This window comes from Acrocarpospora catenulata, from assembly GCF_018476525.1.
Lineage (GTDB): Bacteria > Actinomycetota > Actinomycetes > Streptosporangiales > Streptosporangiaceae > Acrocarpospora > Acrocarpospora catenulata.
The window spans coordinates 67,968-87,455 of record NZ_JAHCST010000037.1 but is presented as its reverse complement, the minus strand read 5'-3'; the positions used below and the strand labels follow the sequence as shown (position 1 = coordinate 87,455).

The window sequence follows — 19,488 nt, the reverse complement described above, 5'->3', positions numbered from 1 at the left end:
TGCCCTTCCTCGTTGGGCGCTTGGCCAGTCGTTACCCCGCTCTTCACTCCGTACGCAGCCCGCGCCCCAGGCTCAGCGGTACCGGAGAAACCAAACCCGGACGAAACCTCGATACGCCGGGGCCCTGGATAACTGATGGTTGCTCGGTGGTTGCTCATGGGCATGCGATACGGGACAACATCGCGCATCCTGATCGGGCATTTTGACGGCGATAAACCTGGATGGAATGATAGAAATAAATAGCCTGCCTTTTAATCCGTAGGTTCAGGGTTCGAATCCCTGGCGCCCCACCACCGCTGACCTGGGCGTTCTCCCGTACGGCAGATCAGTCGATCATGGCCTGGGACACAGATGGGTCACACCTGGGTCATCCAGCCGCACCACCCCCGGCGCACCTTGCGGGCGGTTCCGCGCGCCGCCGACAGCACCAGGCGGGCCGTCGCCCTGGCCGCCTGGTGGTGCAGTTCCGGCAGCACCGAGGTGTAGGTGTCGGCGGTCAGCACGATGCTGGCGTGCCCGATCTGGCCCTGCACCACCGGCAGATCCACGTGCGCGGCCAAGGCTATCGTGACCGCGCCGTGCCGCAGGTCGTGCAGCCGCACGGGTGGTAGCCCGCTCTTGTCTACCAGCTTATGGAACTGGTAGGTCAGGTAGTCCGGCGCCACCGGGCTGCCGTCCTGGCGGGTGAAGACGTATCCCATGTCGTCCCACGCCTGGCCGCGACGAGTCATCTCGGCCCGCCGATCATGCTCATGACGGCGCAGGAGCCGGACCGTCTGCGGATCCAGCGCCACCGTGCGCCTGCCGGCCACGCTCTTGGGCGGGAACGCCACCAGCTTCCCACCGACGTGCACCAACTGCTGGGCCACGGAGAGTTCGCCCGTCTCCAGGCTGAGGTCCATCCAGCGCAGGCCGGCCAGTTCGCCCCGGCGCAGCTCGCGCAGCGCGGCCAGCCACCACAGCGGGAAGAGGGCGTCCTCGCGGACGCCGTCCAGGACGGCCACCAGCTGCGGGATCGTCCAGACCGCCACCGTGGGCCTCTCGCCGGTGGCCTTCCACGCCGCCACCCGCCGCTCGGTCCACACCTGCGCCCTCGGACGCGGCGCGGCTGGCAACCTCACAGCGCGGGCGGGATTGCTGTCGATCAGACCTTCCCGGACGGCCTCGTTCAGCGCCGCCCGCAGCGTGGCGCGGATCCGCTCCAGCGACGCCGCCGCCAACGGCCTCCCATACCGGGTCCGGCGTCCGGCCAACGCGGTGAACATGCGCCGTACATCGCGGAGAGACAGCTCCGACAACCTGACCCGCCCCAGCGCCGGAACCAGGTGCAGCCGGACGTGATCCGCATACCCCTGACGCGTCCTCGGCCGGATCCCCTGAACGGTCGCCAGCCAGCACCGCAACCACTGCGCCATCGTGCACCCGGCCCCGATCGGACCACCCTCCTCAGCCGCGATCAGCTGCCGCCCGACCTGCTCGGCCTCGCCGGCGCTTGCGTAACCTCCGCGCCGAAAGCGTTCCCGCCACCCTGACAGACCTTGCAGCTGCACCGCGAAGTACCACGAACCATGCCCCTCATCGATCAGTCTCGGGCATCGCCCTCTCTGCCCGGTGCAGCCGCACCGCTTGTAGACCACCGGATGGCTCTCACCCATCGCCATCACCTTCCTCCTCAACGGAGGAACAACGATCCGGCGATCGCCGATGCTCGCCTGATCGTGTCGGTGACAGTGTTGGTGGTCACGGTGGTATGCGTATGTCGGTAACAGCCATTCGGGACAAAGCGGGATCGACCCAACCGAGAAGTTGGCGGAGGCGCACACCTTCGACCTCGTCGGACGTGGTCGCGAGTGCCGCTTTCAATGTGGTGGCCGCCTTCTCGGCAGCGCCCACGTCCAGAAGCTGTTCGACCGCCCGCCAGCGGAGTTCCGACGAGAGGGTGGGCTGCACGCTCACCGCGCACCACAGGGAGATGGCGGCGCCAACCTCGCCTTCGGCTTTCAGGAGTTCGGCAAGCCTGGCGCGCTCGTCACCGGAGAGCCCGCACACCGCCTCGACCAGCGACATGATCTGCGGAACCGACTCTGGCCCAGCCACCAGAATCCAGGCGCGCACGGCCTTCAGAAGTTCGTCCACCGTCCGCCCGGGGTCGAAGAAGACCTCCCGGCACAGCGCGACGGTGGCCTCCTTCTGCTGGTGTTTCGACACGACGGGCAGCAGCGCCGCCGTCAGCGTTGTGGAACCCATCGGACGAGCGCGAAGCGCCTGAATGATCTCTTCGCCGGCCTTGGAGCCGACGTGGATGAGAAGAATGTCGGCGGCCCAGGTGAAGGATTTCTCAGTCGCCCCGGCGAAATTCATGATCCGCCGAGCAAGAACGCACGCCGCCGCCGCGAACCCGTCGTCGATCATCTGCTGCGTGAGCATGTGGAGTTTACCTGGTTTGACATCGTGCTCGTCCAACCAATGCAGCGCTTCGTCAATAACGGATTCACCCCGCGCGGACAGTAGCACCTCCACAGCCCACGAAGCCTCATGCGAAGAGGGCTTACTTGGTCCCCGTAGAATCCGGCGGGATAATTCGACCGCTGCCTCAGGGTGCCCCAGTGCCAGAAGCTGACCGGCGACGTGGGACCGCCCATCGGTATTCCATTTGATGAAGCCGTCAAACGCGGCGACGATTTTTTCCGCTCCACCGGCTCCTTCCGTCTCAATCCACGCCTCGACGACCTCCCGGATGTCATCGTCAGCCACGCTGTTCAGCAGGACCTCACGCGCATGCGGCTCCGCCGCCACAGCGTCACCGGCGAAGAACAACAGCTTGGCGAGTCCAGCGTGCGCCCACTCGTTGTTCCGCTTCCGGTCCGCTATGACCCGAACGATCTCGGGGACGGCGGATTCACCTTCGACGGCCAGCCAGATCTCCCCAGCGGACTCGAGCAAGGGACCGTTCTGCTCGCCACCTCCCAGAATGAAACGGGCGAGCTCCACCGCTCCCTCGTTCTCACCGAGCTCGATCAGCTCTGACATGGCCTGCACCCGTCGCCATGGTTCATCGCCGTCGACCACACGTCTCAACAGCCGGATCCTGACTCCGGCCGCGGGCGCGTCAAGCACGGCAAGATGGCGTACGATCCCGATCAACCCCTCGGGGTCGTCCACCTGGTCCGCCAGCTCATGCAGCAAACGCACTCCACCCGGAAGATCAGCCACCCGTGCGTACGCGGCCGCCGCGGAGGCCCGGAACGCGATCGGCAGCCCGTGAGTTCGCGAGAGACGCTGCAAACGCTCCGCCAGCCGTTCGTTGCCTCGAAGCTCGGTCAGTTCGGTGAAGAGTTCGTGATCGGGTCGCGAATACCCGCGCCCGCGCGACTCGAACGGCTCGCTCAGCACCCGGTCGATCACGGCCCCTTCCAGCTCGGCCCCCATCGGGATTCCCGCTGTGACCAGACGCAGCGCCATGACTCTGTATTGCAGGTTCTCCGCCAGCAGCAGCCGCACGACCGTGGCCGCCTCATTCCCCTGTCGGAGGACCCAATGGGCGAGGGTGAAGAACACATAGTTCCGCGAGGTCTCCGCCTGGACCCGTTCCATCCACGTGACGAGGCCCGGGAACTCGGCGGGAATCCCGGCCGCCTCCTGTCTGGCCGCGATGAACTCGGCGAACGACCGGTGCAGAAACGACAGCTCCGTTCCGTCGAACACCAATACTCCGGTCTCCGCGAGCAGCCGGCCCAGGTCGCCTTCCATCCCGTCGCGTAGCCGCAACCCGTCTGGCAGGTTCGCGCGCAGCCAGCCGACCGCCGAATCCAGCGTCAACGGCTGCCAGCCGGTCTCCACCTGCGCCAGGTGAAGCCGCAGGCATTCCTGGTTGGCGAGAATCCAGTCCATGGTCCCGGCGCAGCCCAGCTCCTCCCACCGGACTCGGAGCCGCTCGCGAATGTCCACCCGGTGCGAGCGCACGTCGGAAAGCTCCTCGAGGAACTTCTCGTAGAGCTCGATCCGTCCCCGGGGCAGCGTGCGTCCAGGCTTCCTGGTGTAGAACGTGGCCGCGATCGTGGCAAAGAGCGGAACCTTGATCAGTTCGGTGAGTCCCGCGTTCTCCACCTCTTCGAGGAACGCCGTCGCGGCCTTGGCCGGATCCTCCATCTTCTGCGCCGCGAACCAGCGTTCGGCGAAAGCCCGTTGCTGAACGCCGTCGAACCCGCTCAGCGTGTAGAAACCAACGCTTCGCGACTGAAACGGCTCCAGCTCCTTTTGCGGAAGCGGCCGCGAGGTGATGACCAGCCGATAGGCCGAGCCATGCTCCGCCCGAGCGGCCAGAGCGCGCAGCACGATCTCACGGTTCCTGGGCGAGGCGACCTCGTCGAGCCCGTCCACGACCACGAGCCAGCGCGTCCCGTGCGTCCGCCCTCCGAAGATCCTCGGATCGATCGGCGCGGTCAGCACACTCGTCCAGGAGGCACTGACCAGCGCTTCGGCCCAACTGTGGGCCGCGAGCACGTCAGCGGCGGTGATACGGACTCCGACGACCGGTTCGGCGCACCACGGGACCTCGTCGCCAAGCTCTGAGAGCCACGCCTGGGCGATCTGCCGGATCAGGTGCCTCCCCAGAGTGGTCTTGCCCGTGCCGGGTCCCCCGGTGATGAAAAGGTGATCGTGCTCGCCGAGGACCTGGCGCAGCGACTTCCCCACTGCGAGCGGGGCGGCCCGGGGATGCTTCTCAGCCGACCCGTCGTGCGACCCACGGGGCACCGCGGGCTGCACGTCCTGCTCGACATAAACCTCGGACAACAGAGGGGGAGAAACGTCGAGCAGCCGATATGGGAACCGGTCGGGCGCGTCACGCACCCCGATCAGCAGTTCCCACAACCAGCCTTCGGGTACGGGCAGGTCATCCCACGAAGCGGCGCCCGCCTCCAGCGGCGGCTGCTTGGCGCGCAGGGACTGCCTGGCCCGCTGCCACAGCTCCCGAACCGCACCGGCCTCCTGCCCCAGGGCGGCGGCCATCAAGGCGGTCGTCTGCCAGTCGAGCAGCTTCTCTCGCCGGAAGAATTCGTACACACCGTTCTTCGGCAGCGGAAATCCACGCCGAGCCGAAGCGGCCAGAAGAGATCGGCGATTCGAGAACTCGACCTGCCGCTCGAACCAAGCGACCAGCTCCTGGAGCTCCGCATGCCTCTCGCGATCGTGCTTGCGCGGCCTGCCCGGCGGCACGGCATCCCTCCCGGGTTTCCCGACAATTTCCTCACACTAGAAGGAAATCCGAGCCGCCGGTCACTGTTCTGTTCGTCCCAGCCGTTGTTGCGAGGAGCGACGAATGAAAACCCTGGAAGCCCTGTCCACCGCCCCCGAGGGCGTGCTGTTCGCTGGCATCGTCTGTGTCCTCGTCGGGTGGTGGCTGCGGTTCCGCACCACTGTGCATCAAGAGGACTCCCGGACCCGAAGGCTGGAACTGGCAATCCGAGAAACGAAGTCCGAGCACCGGGAGGCCGTGATCCGTGCCTGCACGGAAAAACCAAGCAACCGACTTCTCCCGTGAACCCCATGCAAGGTGATGGACACCAACGCTCGGACACAGGCTGCGTCACCCGCAACCCTGTTAAAAGATCACCACTGCACTGTGACCGCACCACACCTGCGAGAGCAGGGAATGATCATGACGATCACGATCCCGCTGTCCCACGACGCGGGCCGGTTCACCCCGGGCGCCAACGACCACATCCTTCCCCATCTGCTGAGGATGATCAGGGCCCTGACGTCCGAGCGGAGTCCGCGGCCCAGGTCCGCCGCACCCCCCGCGCTCCGGCCGTCGTCGCCGAGGACGGAACGCTGACCTACGCGGCTGCCACCCCGGGCAGCATCGGGCCTTCAGTTGCACGGCAAATATTCGACACTCGCAACCTCATCAAGGGTTGGATGGTATAAGCGATAGGCCACTGAATGAGCTATATCACGGGCCGAATTCTCTGCATCCCGAAAGCTTCAACAGGCAGGGAGGCACCATGCCACACCTCGGAAAGATCACGATATCCAGCGGGGACCCAACTTCGGTGGATGCAGATCGTTGGATGGATACGGTCGCAGCGGCCATACAGGCAGGGTGGGATTCGCCGCGGGTCGTATCCGAGGATGAGCCGGACGATGAGCACGAGGAAGGTGGGTCGATCCAGGATTACCGCATCCTGGGGTATCCGGGTTGGGCGATCATCTACATCTTGCTGGTGGGGGCCGAATTCGAACAAGCTGCGCTCGCGGTTGCCGCGCTCGGCCGCCACCTGACCACGTGGAGCCCTGAACTGCTCGCTTACTCCGTCGCCGAGATGAGTGTTTCTCGATACGACGAGCCCTATGACGCTGACAACTGGCTGCCTCCATTCGATGACGACGAGCAGCAACCGCGCCCGCACTGGCCACCGGAGGCGCTTCTGGACAAGGACCTTCTGGCAATGAACGCCCGATACCTCCTTGCCGGTGCCGTTCGGTCGCTGTGGGAGCCCGGCCGCCGGGTGGGCAGTCCAGCGGTCGATCCGTACGACATTGCCGCAGGCGCCGCCGAGCATCCATGGGGAGGCGCCTTCGTCCAAGCTCTGGGGACGCTGCTGATCCGTGCTGCCCGGCTGGACGCGCGGTTGGGCGCTCGCGCCAAGCTGACCGCCCAGGGGGCGGGGGACCCCGCGCTCGCCGCCGACCTGTTGCGCAGAGCTCGCAGAACGGCTCGTGAGAACGCAACCGAAGGTTGGACCGACGACGATATGCGTGGTCACCTCCTTATCGAGAGGTTCATGGAAAAGCATGAACTCGACTGGAACCGAGTCCGCGAGGGCGAGACATCCAGGCAGGTTGACAAGCGCAGTGCCGACCAGCTGAGGCAGTTGCTGTGGGCAGGTCTGAAAACGCTGGCGGCGCTCGCCTCCCCTCTTGCACACGTAAGCAATGCTTGGGAACTGCTGAATGATCTGGGCGACGACGATGTTGTGGCGCTCTTGGCCGAGCTGGAGACCGAACGAATCGGCGCGGTCATCGACCAGGATCAAGAGCAGCTGGAAAGCGCGGCAGCTGCTCACTCCGCACTTTGGCTTGCGATCAGCAGACCCGGACTGTTGGACACCGAACAGGGCCGATGGCTCATCAACATCGTTGTGAGTGACATCGGCACTTTTCATCAGCTCGTTCATTCGGCGCTGGTGATGGTGGGGACAGGGCCGGTCCGGGCAGCTGTTGACGGCGTTGACATGCCAGCGGCTACACATTCTGCCATGAGGGAATTCGTGCGTGCGCAGGCGCTGACCGACCCAGATGACGGGAGCTCACACTCTTTTGAAGAGGATGACGGCGATGCGTATGATGATATGCACCGCGCACTTGAAGCGGCTCTCGACGATGAGGGTGACCTCTATGGGGCGGTGTGTGGGATCTTGAATGTTGTCGGTCACGCAGCCAAGCTGACGTCGACCGAAGTGAACGCGCATCTAGGCAAAGACGGTTATATCTGCACGCCACGCGAACTGGCTAGAGAATTGCTCGAAAGAGCCGCAGAACATGCGTCTATCATTATCAGTGAGGAAGAACCAGACGATGATAGGAGTGTCCGACTTAAGGCTTTGTCGATCATTGCCCAGATCGCTCCAGACGGGGCAGGAGAAATGGCATCAGATTTTCCAGACCTCGCCAGCGACGATCCACGCGATGAGCCCGCGGCGCGGACGCGGGCACGCCAGTGGATCATAGATGCGCTGGGGGAGGTGCGGGATCATGGCGGTAGCGATTGGCAGATCCGGGTTAATGCCAGCCCAGATGCCAAGGTAGTCATCAACGCCGTCATGGCGGCTCAGGAAATGCCTGAGTGGCCAATTCAACGAATGGTCGCCGCATCAGCCGAAGCGGCAGCAAACCTGCTGCAATCCGCCGCTCTCTCTAGTTTGGCGGCCAAAATCTTCATGCGGACATGACATCTCACGACTGCGGATTGCGTTGACAGGCAACGCGACTCGGTAGGAAGCCAAATTTGGAGCAGAGGCGTGTCCTGACTACGGCTTCAAGGATTGGTCAGCTTTGCACGACGGCTCGGACAATTTGGCAAGATGCAAGGTCAAGAGTACGCGATCGTGTTTCACTAAAGTCGGCCAGGGTAGCTGATGGTTGCTCGGTGGTTGCTCATGGGCATGCGATACGGGGCAACATTGTGCGTCATTATCGGGTATTGTGACGGCGGAAAATATGAACGGAATGATAGAAATAGATAGTCTGTGGCACTAATTGGCACTAAGAAATTCGTCTTTTAATCCGTAGGTTCAGGGTTCGAATCCCTGGCGCCCCACCACCTTTGACCCAATTTGACCTGCCGATTCCTCCCGTTTTGGGGCCTCGATATCGAGGCGAGATCGCAAGGTGTTGCTCATTGGTTGCTCATGGGCACGGACTGGGCACGCGCGGTGCCTGCGCCTGCCGAAAATTCCGTCCATGCAGGTCAAGCGGCATGTGAGTACTCGTGGAGGATTCCGCCGAGCCGGTCTCGCCGGCGTACGGTCAAGCTCGCGATTCGCTCGGGATCGGTGATCGGATCCGGGACAGGACGCAGCGGGGCGGCTTGGGCGAGAGCCTGGTGGGCTCGGTGCTGGTTGTAGACGCGTTCGTACTCGCGCAGGGCGTACAGGAGATGGCGTTCGTTCCAGAGCAGGCAGCGGTTGAGGAGTTCGCGGCGGCAGGACTGCACCCACCGTTCCATGATCGCGTTCATCCGCGGCATCCGGACACCGGTGAGCACGGTCTGGATGCCAGCCCCGGCCAGGATCTCCTCCATGAACGCCGGGAATTTCCCATCCCGGTCGCGAATCAGATACCGGACCCGGCAACCGGCGTCCTCCAGATCCATCACCAGGTTCCTGACCGCTTGGACGACCCAGTTCGCGGTTGGGTGCGCGGTGGTGCCGAGTACGCGGACGCGTCTGCTTGCGTGCTCGATGACGGCCAGGATGTACTGACGCCGCCCATCCAAGGTAACGGTCTCGATGAAATCACACGCCAGCAGCGCCTCAGCTTGGGAACGCAGGAAGTCGGCCCAGGTCGTGGACGCCCGCTCGGGCGCCGGATCGATGCCTTCCCGCTGGAGGATCTCCCAGACCGTGGACGCCGCCACCGTGATGCCCAGCGTGGCGAGCTCTCCGTGCACCCTCCTGGTCAGGACGGATTCTCCCAGACCAGGCGCAGGACGAGGACGCGGTGGAACGGACCGTGGGCGGGCGTCCGCGCCGTTTCGGCGCGGACGCACGAGCATGACGCCGCTTCACCAGATCGCGGTGCCACCGCACGACGGTATTCGGCCGGACGAGAAGCCGAAGGCGACGCAGGACATCGCGGGGCAGCGGCACCAGGAGGGCGGCGAGAAAAACTCGATCCTCGGGCGCGAACCTCACCCGGGCGCCGACGCCGAGTTGCCGTTCGAGGACGGCGATCTGGTGACGCAGGGCGAGAATCTCGACATCCTTGTCCCGATCCCCCATTGGGAGCAACCGCAGCGCCGCGAAGGTGTTCGTGACAGCGAGATAGGCCAGGCGAAGGAGCACGACCGGTCATCCTGCCGCACTGGCTCCTCTTCAGGAATCGAAGCCTGCCTGGCAAGGCCGTGACCTGCACGGATGGAATTATCGGCAGGCGCAAGGTCCACCGGCGCGTGGCCAGGGCACGGTGCCAGCGCAGCAACGTCGCCGGGGTGACGAAGAAGACATCCCACGACGAGCGGGGAAGCAGCCGCGACAGAGCCGCAAGCACGACCCGGTCGCCCGGCTGGAGATCGGGCCGGTTCACCTGACGGCGCAATACGGCGACCTGATGACGAAGCACCACAACCTCGGCCGCCTTGGCCCGATCACCGTGACCCAGCAGGACCAGGAACTGAAAGACACGCCCGAGAATGAGGTAGAGGGAGGACCACAACACCGTCAGCAGGATGCCCGAGACCTCATCATGCTCAAGCCACCACACCCAGGTCAGCCTCGGTGGCTGAGTTTCCGCACCCCACACGTGTTGCCAGGAACAAGCACCGTTGATTCCGTTGCAGCGCCAGATTAGAAGATCACGGTGTGAGGCGTGCGCACCCATTCGTCGTCGACCCTCGCTTGGCACAGCGATTCCGCAGTAACCAGAGCAGCCACGGCCCAGTGGTCATCCCACATTTCAGGGCCCGCTGCAGTACTCTCGGCCCACTCTTCGACACTCTGCGGATCAGGAACAGAGGCGAAGTCCCATTCGAATGGATCGAAAGAGACGACGAGACGGCCTTCCGCCAGATAGGAAACTCCTGGAGGCGTGGTGTCACTCCATCCCACGCTGAGGCAGGGACCTGACAGCGAGAGGGCTGACAGCACATCATCCTTAGGGTACCCGTTCGACTGAACGACCAGCGTTCCATTGCCCAATTTTCCAACGAACAAGCGAAACTCATCGAGAAAACTGATTTCACCGGTCCGCACCTGGTCAGCCGCCACCCCGTAGGCATTGAGCACATCGGCCAGGGAGGTCGTCGCACACCAGGTCAAGGTATCGGCGTTGCCGAACCAGTCCTCAAAACGCGCAAGGTATTCATCGTCAATCACGCCAACAACCTTTCTCTACTGCCTTTTCGGCAGGGCTAGCCACTGGCGACGCGGTCCGCCGACCATACCATTTGTCGGCGGACTGCGTCCGGCAAATCAGCTATCGCACTCAGTGATGGGGTTCAGGCCCGTCCGACGGGATGGTTTCGGGCGGCACCGTCTCTCCCTTCCTGATTACATACACCCAGAATGGATCTTTCTCGAGAATTCGATTGTACAGATACCAGTTCCCGAGCTTCGATCCACCGCTGCAGTTGTCGGACTTCTCGACGATTGCGACGGAGTAGTTCTTTCCTGCATGTGCGGAACCCTCATGAGTGGAGGCGAACGGGTATTCGTCGCAGGAAGGTTTCACGAAGCCGGTCTTGCTGAGTTTCTTACACGCTCTTATCGCGGCACGGTAGTTGAGGTTGGCAACGGTTCCCGACACCTTGCGATCACTCGTCGTTCGGGTCAGGCATCCTGACTGGCTCTTGCAACCTCGATCCGCGACATTCACCTTACCGGGAATCTGCTTGGTATACTCCACCGACGTCCTTCGAGGAACTGTTAGAGCGGCTCGATGAGCTACCTCGAATTAAGTTCACGGGTCGTCGATCCAATACCTTGGCATTGGACGACACCGACGCCCGCAAAGCTCTTGTATGGTCAGGAAAAGCCTGGCGAGCTTTGCAATCACTAACAGCTACGCCGAGTATTCCATCTCGGAGCAGGGATTCTCGGGCGGCTTTCTCGACTTCTGTCGACAGCCGCCCGCGGGCGGCGATCCCTATCCCATCAAGCAGGTGCCAGCCGAATCAGAGACCGTCAGCAACCAGTGGGCCAACGAGCGTTACTTCCCCGTCCCGATCTCAGTTGACCCAAGCGGATCCATGTATATGGACGCCCATATCAGACTCGACTCTAAAGGGTCGATCTCGCCCCGTATCTACTTCCACGACGACACGGCGGGCAGTACGAAAGCGATCCTCATCGGAATGATCGGTCGCCATTTAACCAACACTAAGACCTGACTTGCGATACCTTGGGCCGGAACAAAATGAGCACCGCACCCCGACCAAGCCTGTGGGGCTCAATAATAGGATTCGATGTCTGACCTGCCGGTTCTCGGTGGTGTCAGCTGGCGATCTGGTACTCGCTGGTGAGGCCGTCGAGGATAGCTCTGCGATGGACTCGGTGGTTGGCCAGGTCGATGGGGGCTGGCGGTCCGGTTTCGGCTTTGTGCTTGCCGAAATTCCATCCATGCAGTTCAAGCGGCATGTGCGTACTCGTGGAGGACTCCGCCGAGCCGGTCTCGACGGCGGATGGCTAAGCTCGTGATCCGCTGGCAGGACTGCACCCACCGTTCCATGATCGCGTTCATCCGTGGCATCTGGACACCGGTGGGCATGGTCTGGATGCCGGCATCGGCGAGGATCTCGTCCATGAGCGCGGGGAACTTCCCGTCCCGGTCGCGGATCAGGTAGCAGGCCCGGCAGTCGGCGTCCTCCAGATCCATCACCAGATTCTTGACAGCTTGCACAACCCAATTCGTGGTCGGATGTGCGGTCGTGCCGAGCACCCGAATGCGTCTGGTGGCGTGGTCGATGACAGCCAGGATGTACTGATGCCGCCCGTCAAGGGTGACGGTCTCGATGAAATCGCAGGCCAGCAGTGCGTCGGCTTGGGAACGCAGGAAATCGGCCCAGGTGGTGGACGCCCGCCCGGGTGCCGGATCGATGCCCTCTTGCCTGAGGATCTCCCAGACCGTGGACGGCGCCACCTTGATGCCGAGCGTGGTGAGCTCTCCGTGCACCCTCCTGTAGCCCCAGGATGGATTCTCCTGGACTAAGCGGAAGACGAGGGCGCGGATAGAACGCACGGTCGGCGGGCGCCCGCGCCGTTTCGGCGCGCAGGCACGAGCATGACGCCGTTTCATCAGATCACGGTGCCAGCGCACGACGGTATCCGGCCGGATGAGAAGCCTCCGCCGGCGCAGGACGTTGCGGGGCAGCGGCGCCAGGAGAGCGGCGAGGAAGGCTCGGTCCTCGGGCGCGAACCTCACCCGGGTGTCGGCACCGAGTTGCCGTTCGAGGATGGTGATCTGGTGACGCAGGGCGAGGATCTCGATGTCCTTGTCCCGATCTCCCATCGTGAGCAACCGCAGCGCCGCGAAGGTGTTCGTGACGGCGAGATAGGCCAGGCGAAGGAGCACGACCGGTCATCCTGCCGCACTGGCTCCCCTTCAGGAATCGAATCCTGCCTAAAAGAGAAGCCCTGCAAGGCCGTGACCTGGACGGATGGAATTATCGGCAGGCACACAGGTCAACCGCTCGGCACCAGTTCTGGCACGGGACAGCCAAAGAAACTATGGTGACCGGCATGTCCCGTACACTCCTGGGATTTGTCGCGCTGCTGATGATGGCCGCCGGGTGTGCCAAGCCACCAGTCACCGATACGGCTGCCGGGACGGGAACGTCGATCGGGCCGGAGTCGTCGATTCCGCCGCTCAGCCCTCACCCCCCCGGCGGCGTCGTCTTCCAAGACGATGGGAAGACCGTGGTGGAGGCGTGTGGGCTGGTGTCCGCAGAACGGATTGGCGAGGTCTTCGGCGTCTCCGAAGTCCAAGCACGGGAAAGCATGAGGCCCGTGGACGGAAACCACGTCGGTACATGCGATTACACGACGGGGACCTTCGCGCTGAACCTCTCGGTACGCATGTCTGATCCCACCCTCAGTGCGGCGGAGTTCGTCAAGGGCGCCACGTATGGCAAGGGACAGATGATCGACGGATTGGGGAGCGCCGCGGCCCTGGCCAAATTCGATGATGGCGTCGGACAACTCGTAGTGGTCCAGGATCAACTGCTGCTCCTGCTCACCGGTGCCAACGAGATCACGCACGGTTTCGTGGAAGTTGGCAAGGAAGCTCTACCGGGGCTGCAGTCACTTTGATCTCTACGACCTGGTCGCGGGTCTTCTGTATATGTGTGGCCGGGAGGACTCGAACTCCTAACCTGCGGCTTTCATGGCGAATTTGAGCCACCTTTGATCGCTTACATGTATATCTGAGTTTTCGCATCCCACAGGCTACAGCGCCGGTTCGGACACCTAATGCGCTGGCGCAATGCCAACGCCCGCCACACCAAGGTGCTGGAGGCCCAACGGCGGGAACGCGCCCACCCTCACGGCGATAAGGCGGCCGACCCCTTCAATGACCGTTCACCGATGACCAGTCCCGACCACCGCACTAAGCCCCTTCCAGAAAGACGGCGACCATCCCGAGTGCGTGGTGCCGGGCAATGTCACCGTTCTCCTCGCTGAGGTAGGTCCCACCGGCCGTGTTCACGACCTCCAGGGCCATCGTGGGCAGGTCAGCGTTCGGGTCCAGCGCCAGGCCCAGCGCCTGCGCCGCAACCGACTTGATCACCCACCGGCCGTACGTGGTGTCATGACCCGGCCCGATAGAGTCCTCACGGGTCTCAGGAGGCGAGGCGTGATAGGCCTCCCACGCCCGCGCGGTGAAGCCTTTCTCTAGGCCGCGAAGCCGTATGACCACCTCCCTGGAACGCGAGCCCTCCGCGATCAGGCCCAGCGCCTCCTCGACCAGAGGTCCGCCGATGCCCGCGGTCGTCACAGCCAGGCTGGCGGCGATGCGGACGATCTCCGGAAGCTTGTCCGGCGTCGGCTCGGCGATGATCCGCGCGATCCGGGGGTCGGCCCCGGCGATGGCCCTCATCCGCTCATCAACCCGCAGCCTCGGCGCCGTGCGAGTGAAGACCGGGCGGCGCAACTGATAGAGCGCGTGCCGGCGGGTCAGCCAATCCTCGTCGATCCTGACCCCGGACAACTCCTCGCCCACGGCGAACGCGGTGGCCTGCCAATTCGCCCGCCAGTCCGCCTCGCTCACCGGCAGGCCGTCCAGCCACTCCCTGCCGGTCGCGCCCTCCAGGTCGAAGGCGTCGAACACGGAGACGACCTCGCCATCGCGGACATAACAGATGGAGTTGACCATGTTGACGTTCCAGGCGACACGGTACGCCTCCCCTGAGGCCGTGATCGCACCCAGCAGCGCCAGGTTGCCGCCGCGGAACGCGAACGGCTCCACCAGCACGGCCCACTCGCCATGCCGGGCCACCAGCACGACCCCGCTGGCGTCCTCGTCCAGATCCTCGTACGCGATGCCGAACAGCCCGTCGACGGTCTCCTCAGTGCCCGTGTCCGGATCTCCTCCGAAGACGCGCACCACCTCGTCGAGGGCGCCGGTTCTGACCCAGGTGACGCAGGCGTTCTCAGCGTCGATCACAGCCATCTGAATCCTCTGAATGAGGGTGAACAGGAAAGGTGAGGGCGGCGCAGGATGCCGCCCTCACCTTGGTACCGGTCTGGCTAGACGGGACCGATGAAATTGGCCCCGATTCCGTCGATCGTACAGGTCAGGTGATCAAGTTCGGGGAGTTCCTCCGGGAGGGGATCGGTGACGACGACGCCGGGTGCGCTGCTGATCGGTGTTGGTTGTCCGAGTGGGATGATGTCTACCCAGAAAGCGAAGTTGTCGCGGATGCGGTGGCGCTGGTAGAACACGCTCGTCCGCGCCCCTGAAGAGCAGTTGTCACTGGCAGGGATGATACGCACGGAGTAGTCGAAGGTCAGGTGCGCCGCCCCTCGAGCGTTGACGCGAAGGGGAATTCGTCGCAGTGACGTTTTCTCTGTGAATTTAAGTGATCCGGCCGTGTTCGAAGTGGACGAGAACAAGTGCGGCTCGGACGAGATCGCCGATTCTGCTGGGGGCGAGGCTGGTGTGTTTCAGTGCCGTCCAGCGTTCGGCGAGAAGGGCGAAGCCGCGTTCTCCCAGGCAGCGTAAGGCGCGTTGGATGCGGTTGTAGGTGCGGTTGGAGCGGCTGAGGACATTGCCGTCGGCAGGTTGCGGGAACGGGACATGGACGCCGTGACCTGCGCCTTGATAGCCGGGATCGGCCAGGATCGGCAGGGTTTTGGTGTAGGGGTAGGCAGTGGGGAGGACGTGCCGGCGGGCGGCTTCTATGTCGGCGATGCCGCCAGGCTCGACGTCGGAGGTCCATATCGGGAATCCGTCGGGTTCGCACAAGGTTTGGACGTTGCCGCCGAAGTCGCCGGTCTTTCCAGAGAACCAGGCATCGATGGTTTCGCCTTTCACGCTGGTGGTCTTGGCGCGGCATCGGTCGGAGGGAAAGATCTTGCCGTCCAGAATCAGGTGGGACAGTCCGTCGGCGGCGGCTCGTTCCAGGGCCTGGCGAAGGTCGGGGGCCTGCTCGGCCAGGACGTCGATGACTTCGTGCAGGTAACGGTAGGCGGTGGCCGCTGAGATGCCGAACGCGGCGCCGTGCAGGGTGATGTTGGGCCGGGATCGGAACCAGGAGAGCGCGAACACCGCGTGCTTCCAGCACGTCAGCGCCCTGCTGTTCTTCGGTGTACCCCGCCGTGCGCGCTCCTGTCGTAGCAGGGAGCGGACATGGCGAACCAGGTCCCGGGAGACGTCGAGCGTGGCAGGATGGGCGATCACGTGGGGCCTTTCGGTGTGGGACGTAGTTTGTGGTGAACCACTTCCTACCGAGGGCTCCACGCCTGTATCAGGGGTTTCCGCCAAGTATGGCTATCGCCTGAATCGACCCGAAAACACCCCTAACGCCCCGATGAAACTCGTCGAGAAAACCTCAGTGACCTTTATAACCTGGCCGCATCTTGCGGCACTCCGGGATCGAGATACCGCGATTCGCGTTATGGGTGGCTGTGTTACGAGTGCGGTGCAGGCAGGCGGGGAGGGGGTCTCATCGAACGGGGCGGGTGTCGGGCCTGCCTCATGTCTTGAGAAGCGCAAAGATCATCGCCGCCAAGAAGCACGCTGACGATGCAAGGAAAACAACGTTCAGAAGCAGCGAGTGGGCGTACCAACTCTTTGGCCGATCCAACGCTTCAAGGATCTTCATCTCATCGACCCCCAGAAGATTTGCGAGGCGTGCCTGCATGATTTTGAGAGGCTTTTCGCCGGCATGAGCATACTCTCGGAGGCGTCTATCCATCTGTCGAAACACGAGGGAAATAAGTGACCCCACAAGTCCGACAATGGCAGCCACAATATAGAGGCGTGCACCCAGTGCGGTAACATATCCGGCAGAAAGGAATGCGGCAGCAATTAGGAAATGATTGAAGTACTGCGCGCGCTGTCCGTACACATAACCGACCCATTCGGCCGAGTATCACAGGCCCAGCTCTAGCCATTCGTTTCGATCTTTTTCCTGGTCATCCATAAGTATCGAGTGCTTCCGGTGGGTATAAATATCAATCAACAAACTATCTAACTCGCAAACGGTCTGCGCACGATGGCGATCTTCCAAACAGAGATATAACTAAAACGCCCGACTCGTCCGCCCGAGCGGGGTGTTTGGTTCCCGGGCCATGCCATGCCCCGCCGCTGGCCGCAGCGCGCTGGGAACGGCAGCACCTGAGCCCCGCCGGTGAGCGGACAGTCCCCCTTGTCCATGTCACGAACTTCAGCGGTCGAGCAACTCGACCAAGCCTGGGCCGAGGGTGAAGGCCGGATACCTGCGCGCGCGTGTCCTGGGCGGGGACGAGGACAACCCCGTGGTCCGCGCCGTCGGCGCCATCGGTCTCCTCGCGGATCGTGTGGGCGGCGTTGAGAACGCTATTGACCGCGCCACGGGGCTAGGGCTCGGACGGAACGGACGGTTGGCGGGCGTCCGCGACGTTTCGGCACGCAGGCACGAGCATGACGCCGTTTCACCAGATTGCGGTGCCGCCGCACGACGGTATCCGGCCGGATGAGGAGCCTCAGCCGGCGCAGGACGTCGCGGGGCAGCGGCGTCAGGAGAGCGGCGAGGAACGCTCGATCCTCCAGAGCGAACCTCACCCGAGCGCCGACGCCGAGTTGCCGTTCGAGAACAGTGATCTGGTGACGCAGGGCGAGAATCTCGATCTCCTTGTCCCGATGCCCATCGGGAGCAGCCGCAGCGCCGCGAAGGTGTTCGTGACGGCCAGGTAGGCCAGGCGAAGGAGCATGACCGGTCATACTGCCGCACTGGCTCCTCTTCAGGAATCAAATCTTGCCTGCAAGGCCGTGACCTTGGACGGATGGAATTATCGGCAGGCGCAGAGCCGGACGATCAGCTCACGGACCTCCGGCGAGATCGGCGGCCGGCCTGCCCTGGCGGGGTAGGTCCACTTCTACTTGACCAGCCTGCGATGCCAGGCCGGCAGCGTGCCGGGGGTGACGATGCGATGCAGCCGAAGGTGAGGGGGCAACAGTCGGGCCAGGGCGGACAGCAGCGCCCGATCTGCCCAGTCCGGCTTTGGACGGGTGACCTGGCGACGCGGCACCGTCACCTCGTGCCGTAGTACCAAGATCTCGACTTGCTTGGCGGCAGTGTCCCGAGCAAGCAGGACCAGCCGGCCAAACACCCGGCCCATCAGCAGGTACAGCAGACGAAACATCACGGCAGCCGAGCCTGGAAGGCCAGGTCAAGCGATCGGCATCAGTTCTGGTACCGGACACGCTTCGCTACCGTCCGAGTCTAACAAGAAAGTTTCCTAACAATTATTGCCGATGTCGGCGATCTGCGATTGACTGCTCCACGGTGGACCCTCGCGTACCAGGAAGGTAGGCATGAAGAAGCATCATATGGCTGTCCCTGCCGTTGCCGGTGTCGCCCTCACCAAAGCCGCCGCAGCCGCCGTGCCCGTCTCCGTGTCCAACTCCGAGGCGGCCCGCGCCCGTGGTGAGCGCGCTATTGGGTGGCGCCGGTCCCGTCCGTCACGCCGAGCGGCAGGGTTTGTCACCGCGCTGTGTGCATTCGCCGCAGCGTGCTTCGTCAGCGTCCCGACGGCCTCGGCCGCCGGGCAGCGGCCGATCTACGCCATCGCCCACCGCGTTAACACCCTCGACGGGGTAAGTGCTGCAATCAAGCACGGCGCCAACGCCATCGAGATCGATGTGTGCGCCTGGTGGAATCCGAACGAGTGGCGGGCCTGGCACGACTGCTCCACCGCCGGGAACAACCGCCTCGGCCCCAGCATCGACAGCATCTTCGATAAGATCGTTTCCGAGGCTTGGGCCGGTCGGCGACTGTCACTGATCTGGCTCGACATCAAGGACCCCAACTACTGCGGCGAGCAGCAGAACCGTACATGCAGCGTGGCCGGCCTACGCGACAAGGCACAGAGACTTGTCGCCGCCGGCATTCAGGTCCTCTACGGCTTCTACGAATACCACGGTGGCAGCGACCCCGATGTCGGAGGGCGAGGCTGGAGGAGTCTCCAGGGTCGACTCGGCCCGCTGGAGGGAATCACCACGACCGGCTCACTGTCGTCGGTACAGAACACCTACGCCACGCATGGGTCGGGGCTGCCGAACGGCCACCGGTCGATGGACTATGGCGACTCCGACATCCGCAGCGGGTTCGGCAACTGCACCGAGGCCAGCTGGTACACATGTGCCGAGCTGAAGAAGGCCGCCCAAGCTCGCGACGCCGGCGCGTTTGCCGCGACCTTCTCATGGACGACCGATTACAACGACACCTGGTACGTCGGCAAGCTCCTTGGTGAGGCCCGGGTTGACGGCATAATCGCGGGCTGGGCCAAGAACCAGGTGACGGAATATAACGACGGTTGGGAGTGCGCCCAATCCATCGCAGCCATCCGTACCTGGGTGAGCCAGCACAGTTCCACCCACCGTATGGCGACTCCCAGCGACCGACTCTTCCGGTAGGGGGACTGGAAACTCAGCTGGGTCATCACCGTTGTGGACCGCGGGCTCTCCATTCGCGAACAACCCGGGCTTGTGCCGTGCCAAAACTCGCGCGCCCGAGGCTGAGGTAGAGGAAGGAGCACGACACCGTCAGCAGGATCCCCGAGTCCTCATCAT

Annotated in this window: 20 protein-coding genes and 1 pseudogene; 8 read left to right on the top strand and 13 right to left on the bottom strand. The window is 63.6% G+C overall.

The features are described from left to right. Positions 1–356 precede the first annotated feature (356 nt). The gene (locus KIP79_RS29970) at positions 357–1,655 is read right to left on the bottom strand and encodes a tyrosine-type recombinase/integrase (RefSeq protein ID WP_214108300.1); all 1,299 of its coding nucleotides are present in this window, start codon (positions 1,653–1,655) and stop codon (positions 357–359) included. Positions 1,656–1,740: 85 nt separating this feature from the next. Further along, entirely contained in the window at positions 1,741–5,217 is a 3,477-nt protein-coding gene (locus KIP79_RS29965; protein ID WP_214108299.1) for an NACHT domain-containing protein, read from the bottom strand. 103 nt (positions 5,218–5,320) lie between these two features. Between KIP79_RS29965 and KIP79_RS29960 the strand changes: the two genes are divergently transcribed. The 3 genes from KIP79_RS29960 (at position 5,321) to KIP79_RS29950 (ending at position 7,952) form a co-directional block, all read left to right on the top strand. Next, the gene (locus KIP79_RS29960) at positions 5,321–5,542 is read left to right on the top strand and encodes a hypothetical protein (protein WP_214108298.1); all 222 of its coding nucleotides are present in this window, start codon (positions 5,321–5,323) and stop codon (positions 5,540–5,542) included. A 117-nt stretch (positions 5,543–5,659) separates the two neighbouring features. Then, on the top strand, positions 5,660–5,836 hold the full coding sequence (locus KIP79_RS29955) for a hypothetical protein (protein WP_214108297.1): 177 nt from the start codon (positions 5,660–5,662) through the stop codon (positions 5,834–5,836). Positions 5,837–6,005: 169 nt separating this feature from the next. Beyond that, the gene (locus KIP79_RS29950) at positions 6,006–7,952 is read left to right on the top strand and encodes a hypothetical protein (RefSeq protein WP_214108296.1); all 1,947 of its coding nucleotides are present in this window, start codon (positions 6,006–6,008) and stop codon (positions 7,950–7,952) included. Between the two features lie 518 nt (positions 7,953–8,470). Here KIP79_RS29950 and KIP79_RS49695 read toward each other — a convergent pair. Continuing rightward, a complete protein-coding gene (locus KIP79_RS49695; protein ID WP_214108295.1) occupies positions 8,471–9,172 on the bottom strand; it encodes an integrase core domain-containing protein in 702 nt (233 codons plus the stop codon). Positions 9,173–9,275: 103 nt separating this feature from the next. Here KIP79_RS49695 and KIP79_RS29940 point away from each other — a divergent pair, with 103 nt between their 5' ends. Further along, positions 9,276–9,629, top strand: a complete 354-nt coding sequence (locus KIP79_RS29940) for a death domain-containing protein (RefSeq protein WP_214108294.1) — start codon at positions 9,276–9,278, stop codon at positions 9,627–9,629. A gap of 438 nt (positions 9,630–10,067) precedes the next feature. On the opposite strand, the gene KIP79_RS29935 is transcribed toward KIP79_RS29940, so the two are convergent. Beyond that, on the bottom strand, positions 10,068–10,595 hold the full coding sequence (locus KIP79_RS29935) for a hypothetical protein (RefSeq protein WP_214108293.1): 528 nt from the start codon (positions 10,593–10,595) through the stop codon (positions 10,068–10,070). Positions 10,596–10,704: 109 nt separating this feature from the next. Continuing rightward, on the bottom strand, positions 10,705–11,124 hold the full coding sequence (locus tag KIP79_RS29930; protein ID WP_214108292.1) for a NucA/NucB deoxyribonuclease domain-containing protein: 420 nt from the start codon (positions 11,122–11,124) through the stop codon (positions 10,705–10,707). A 115-nt stretch (positions 11,125–11,239) separates the two neighbouring features. Between KIP79_RS29930 and KIP79_RS29925 the strand changes: the two genes are divergently transcribed. Beyond that, on the top strand, positions 11,240–11,608 hold the full coding sequence (locus KIP79_RS29925; protein ID WP_214108291.1) for a hypothetical protein: 369 nt from the start codon (positions 11,240–11,242) through the stop codon (positions 11,606–11,608). 103 nt (positions 11,609–11,711) lie between these two features. Here the strand turns inward: KIP79_RS29925 and KIP79_RS29920 are convergent, their stop codons facing one another. Together KIP79_RS29920 and KIP79_RS29915 are read right to left on the bottom strand one after the other, a co-directional pair. Next, on the bottom strand, positions 11,712–11,855 hold the full coding sequence (locus KIP79_RS29920) for a hypothetical protein (RefSeq protein WP_214108290.1): 144 nt from the start codon (positions 11,853–11,855) through the stop codon (positions 11,712–11,714). Next, positions 11,845–12,789, bottom strand: a complete 945-nt coding sequence (locus KIP79_RS29915; protein ID WP_214108289.1) for a hypothetical protein — start codon at positions 12,787–12,789, stop codon at positions 11,845–11,847. Before KIP79_RS29915 ends, KIP79_RS29920 begins: the two co-directional genes overlap by 11 nt. Before the next feature lie 167 nt (positions 12,790–12,956). Between KIP79_RS29915 and KIP79_RS29910 the strand changes: the two genes are divergently transcribed. Continuing rightward, complete coding sequence (locus KIP79_RS29910; RefSeq protein ID WP_214108288.1) at positions 12,957–13,526, top strand: hypothetical protein; 570 nt, start codon at positions 12,957–12,959, stop codon at positions 13,524–13,526. A 295-nt stretch (positions 13,527–13,821) separates the two neighbouring features. On the opposite strand, the gene KIP79_RS29905 is transcribed toward KIP79_RS29910, so the two are convergent. The 5 genes and pseudogenes from KIP79_RS29905 to KIP79_RS29890 all read right to left on the bottom strand — a co-directional run bounded on the left by KIP79_RS29905 (position 13,822) and on the right by KIP79_RS29890 (position 16,783). Further along, entirely contained in the window at positions 13,822–14,883 is a 1,062-nt protein-coding gene (locus KIP79_RS29905) for a DUF6461 domain-containing protein (RefSeq protein WP_214108287.1), read from the bottom strand. Between the two features lie 77 nt (positions 14,884–14,960). Beyond that, positions 14,961–15,155, bottom strand: coding sequence for a hypothetical protein (locus KIP79_RS29900; RefSeq protein WP_214108286.1), 195 nt, complete (start codon positions 15,153–15,155; stop codon positions 14,961–14,963). Between the two features lie 65 nt (positions 15,156–15,220). Further along, a pseudogene (locus tag KIP79_RS50395) lies at positions 15,221–15,319 on the bottom strand (NucA/NucB deoxyribonuclease domain-containing protein); the annotation flags it as partial. After that, positions 15,289–15,981, bottom strand: coding sequence for a transposase family protein (locus tag KIP79_RS29895; RefSeq protein WP_308169961.1), 693 nt, complete (start codon positions 15,979–15,981; stop codon positions 15,289–15,291). The gene KIP79_RS29895 and the pseudogene KIP79_RS50395, both read right to left, overlap by 31 nt. Positions 15,982–16,408: 427 nt before the next feature. Then, positions 16,409–16,783 carry a hypothetical protein gene (locus KIP79_RS29890; protein ID WP_214108285.1) on the bottom strand — a complete coding sequence of 125 codons (375 nt, stop codon included), beginning with the start codon at positions 16,781–16,783 and terminating at the stop codon, positions 16,409–16,411. Positions 16,784–17,337: 554 nt separating this feature from the next. Here KIP79_RS29890 and KIP79_RS29885 point away from each other — a divergent pair. Beyond that, positions 17,338–17,610 carry a hypothetical protein gene (locus KIP79_RS29885; protein ID WP_214108284.1) on the top strand — a complete coding sequence of 91 codons (273 nt, stop codon included), beginning with the start codon at positions 17,338–17,340 and terminating at the stop codon, positions 17,608–17,610. Between the two features lie 182 nt (positions 17,611–17,792). Here the strand turns inward: KIP79_RS29885 and KIP79_RS29880 are convergent, their stop codons facing one another. Beyond that, positions 17,793–18,059, bottom strand: coding sequence for a hypothetical protein (locus KIP79_RS29880; protein WP_214108283.1), 267 nt, complete (start codon positions 18,057–18,059; stop codon positions 17,793–17,795). Between the two features lie 172 nt (positions 18,060–18,231). Between KIP79_RS29880 and KIP79_RS29875 the strand changes: the two genes are divergently transcribed. Then, a complete protein-coding gene (locus tag KIP79_RS29875; protein WP_214108282.1) occupies positions 18,232–19,332 on the top strand; it encodes a PI-PLC domain-containing protein in 1,101 nt (366 codons plus the stop codon). The last annotated feature ends 156 nt before the right edge of the window (positions 19,333–19,488 follow it).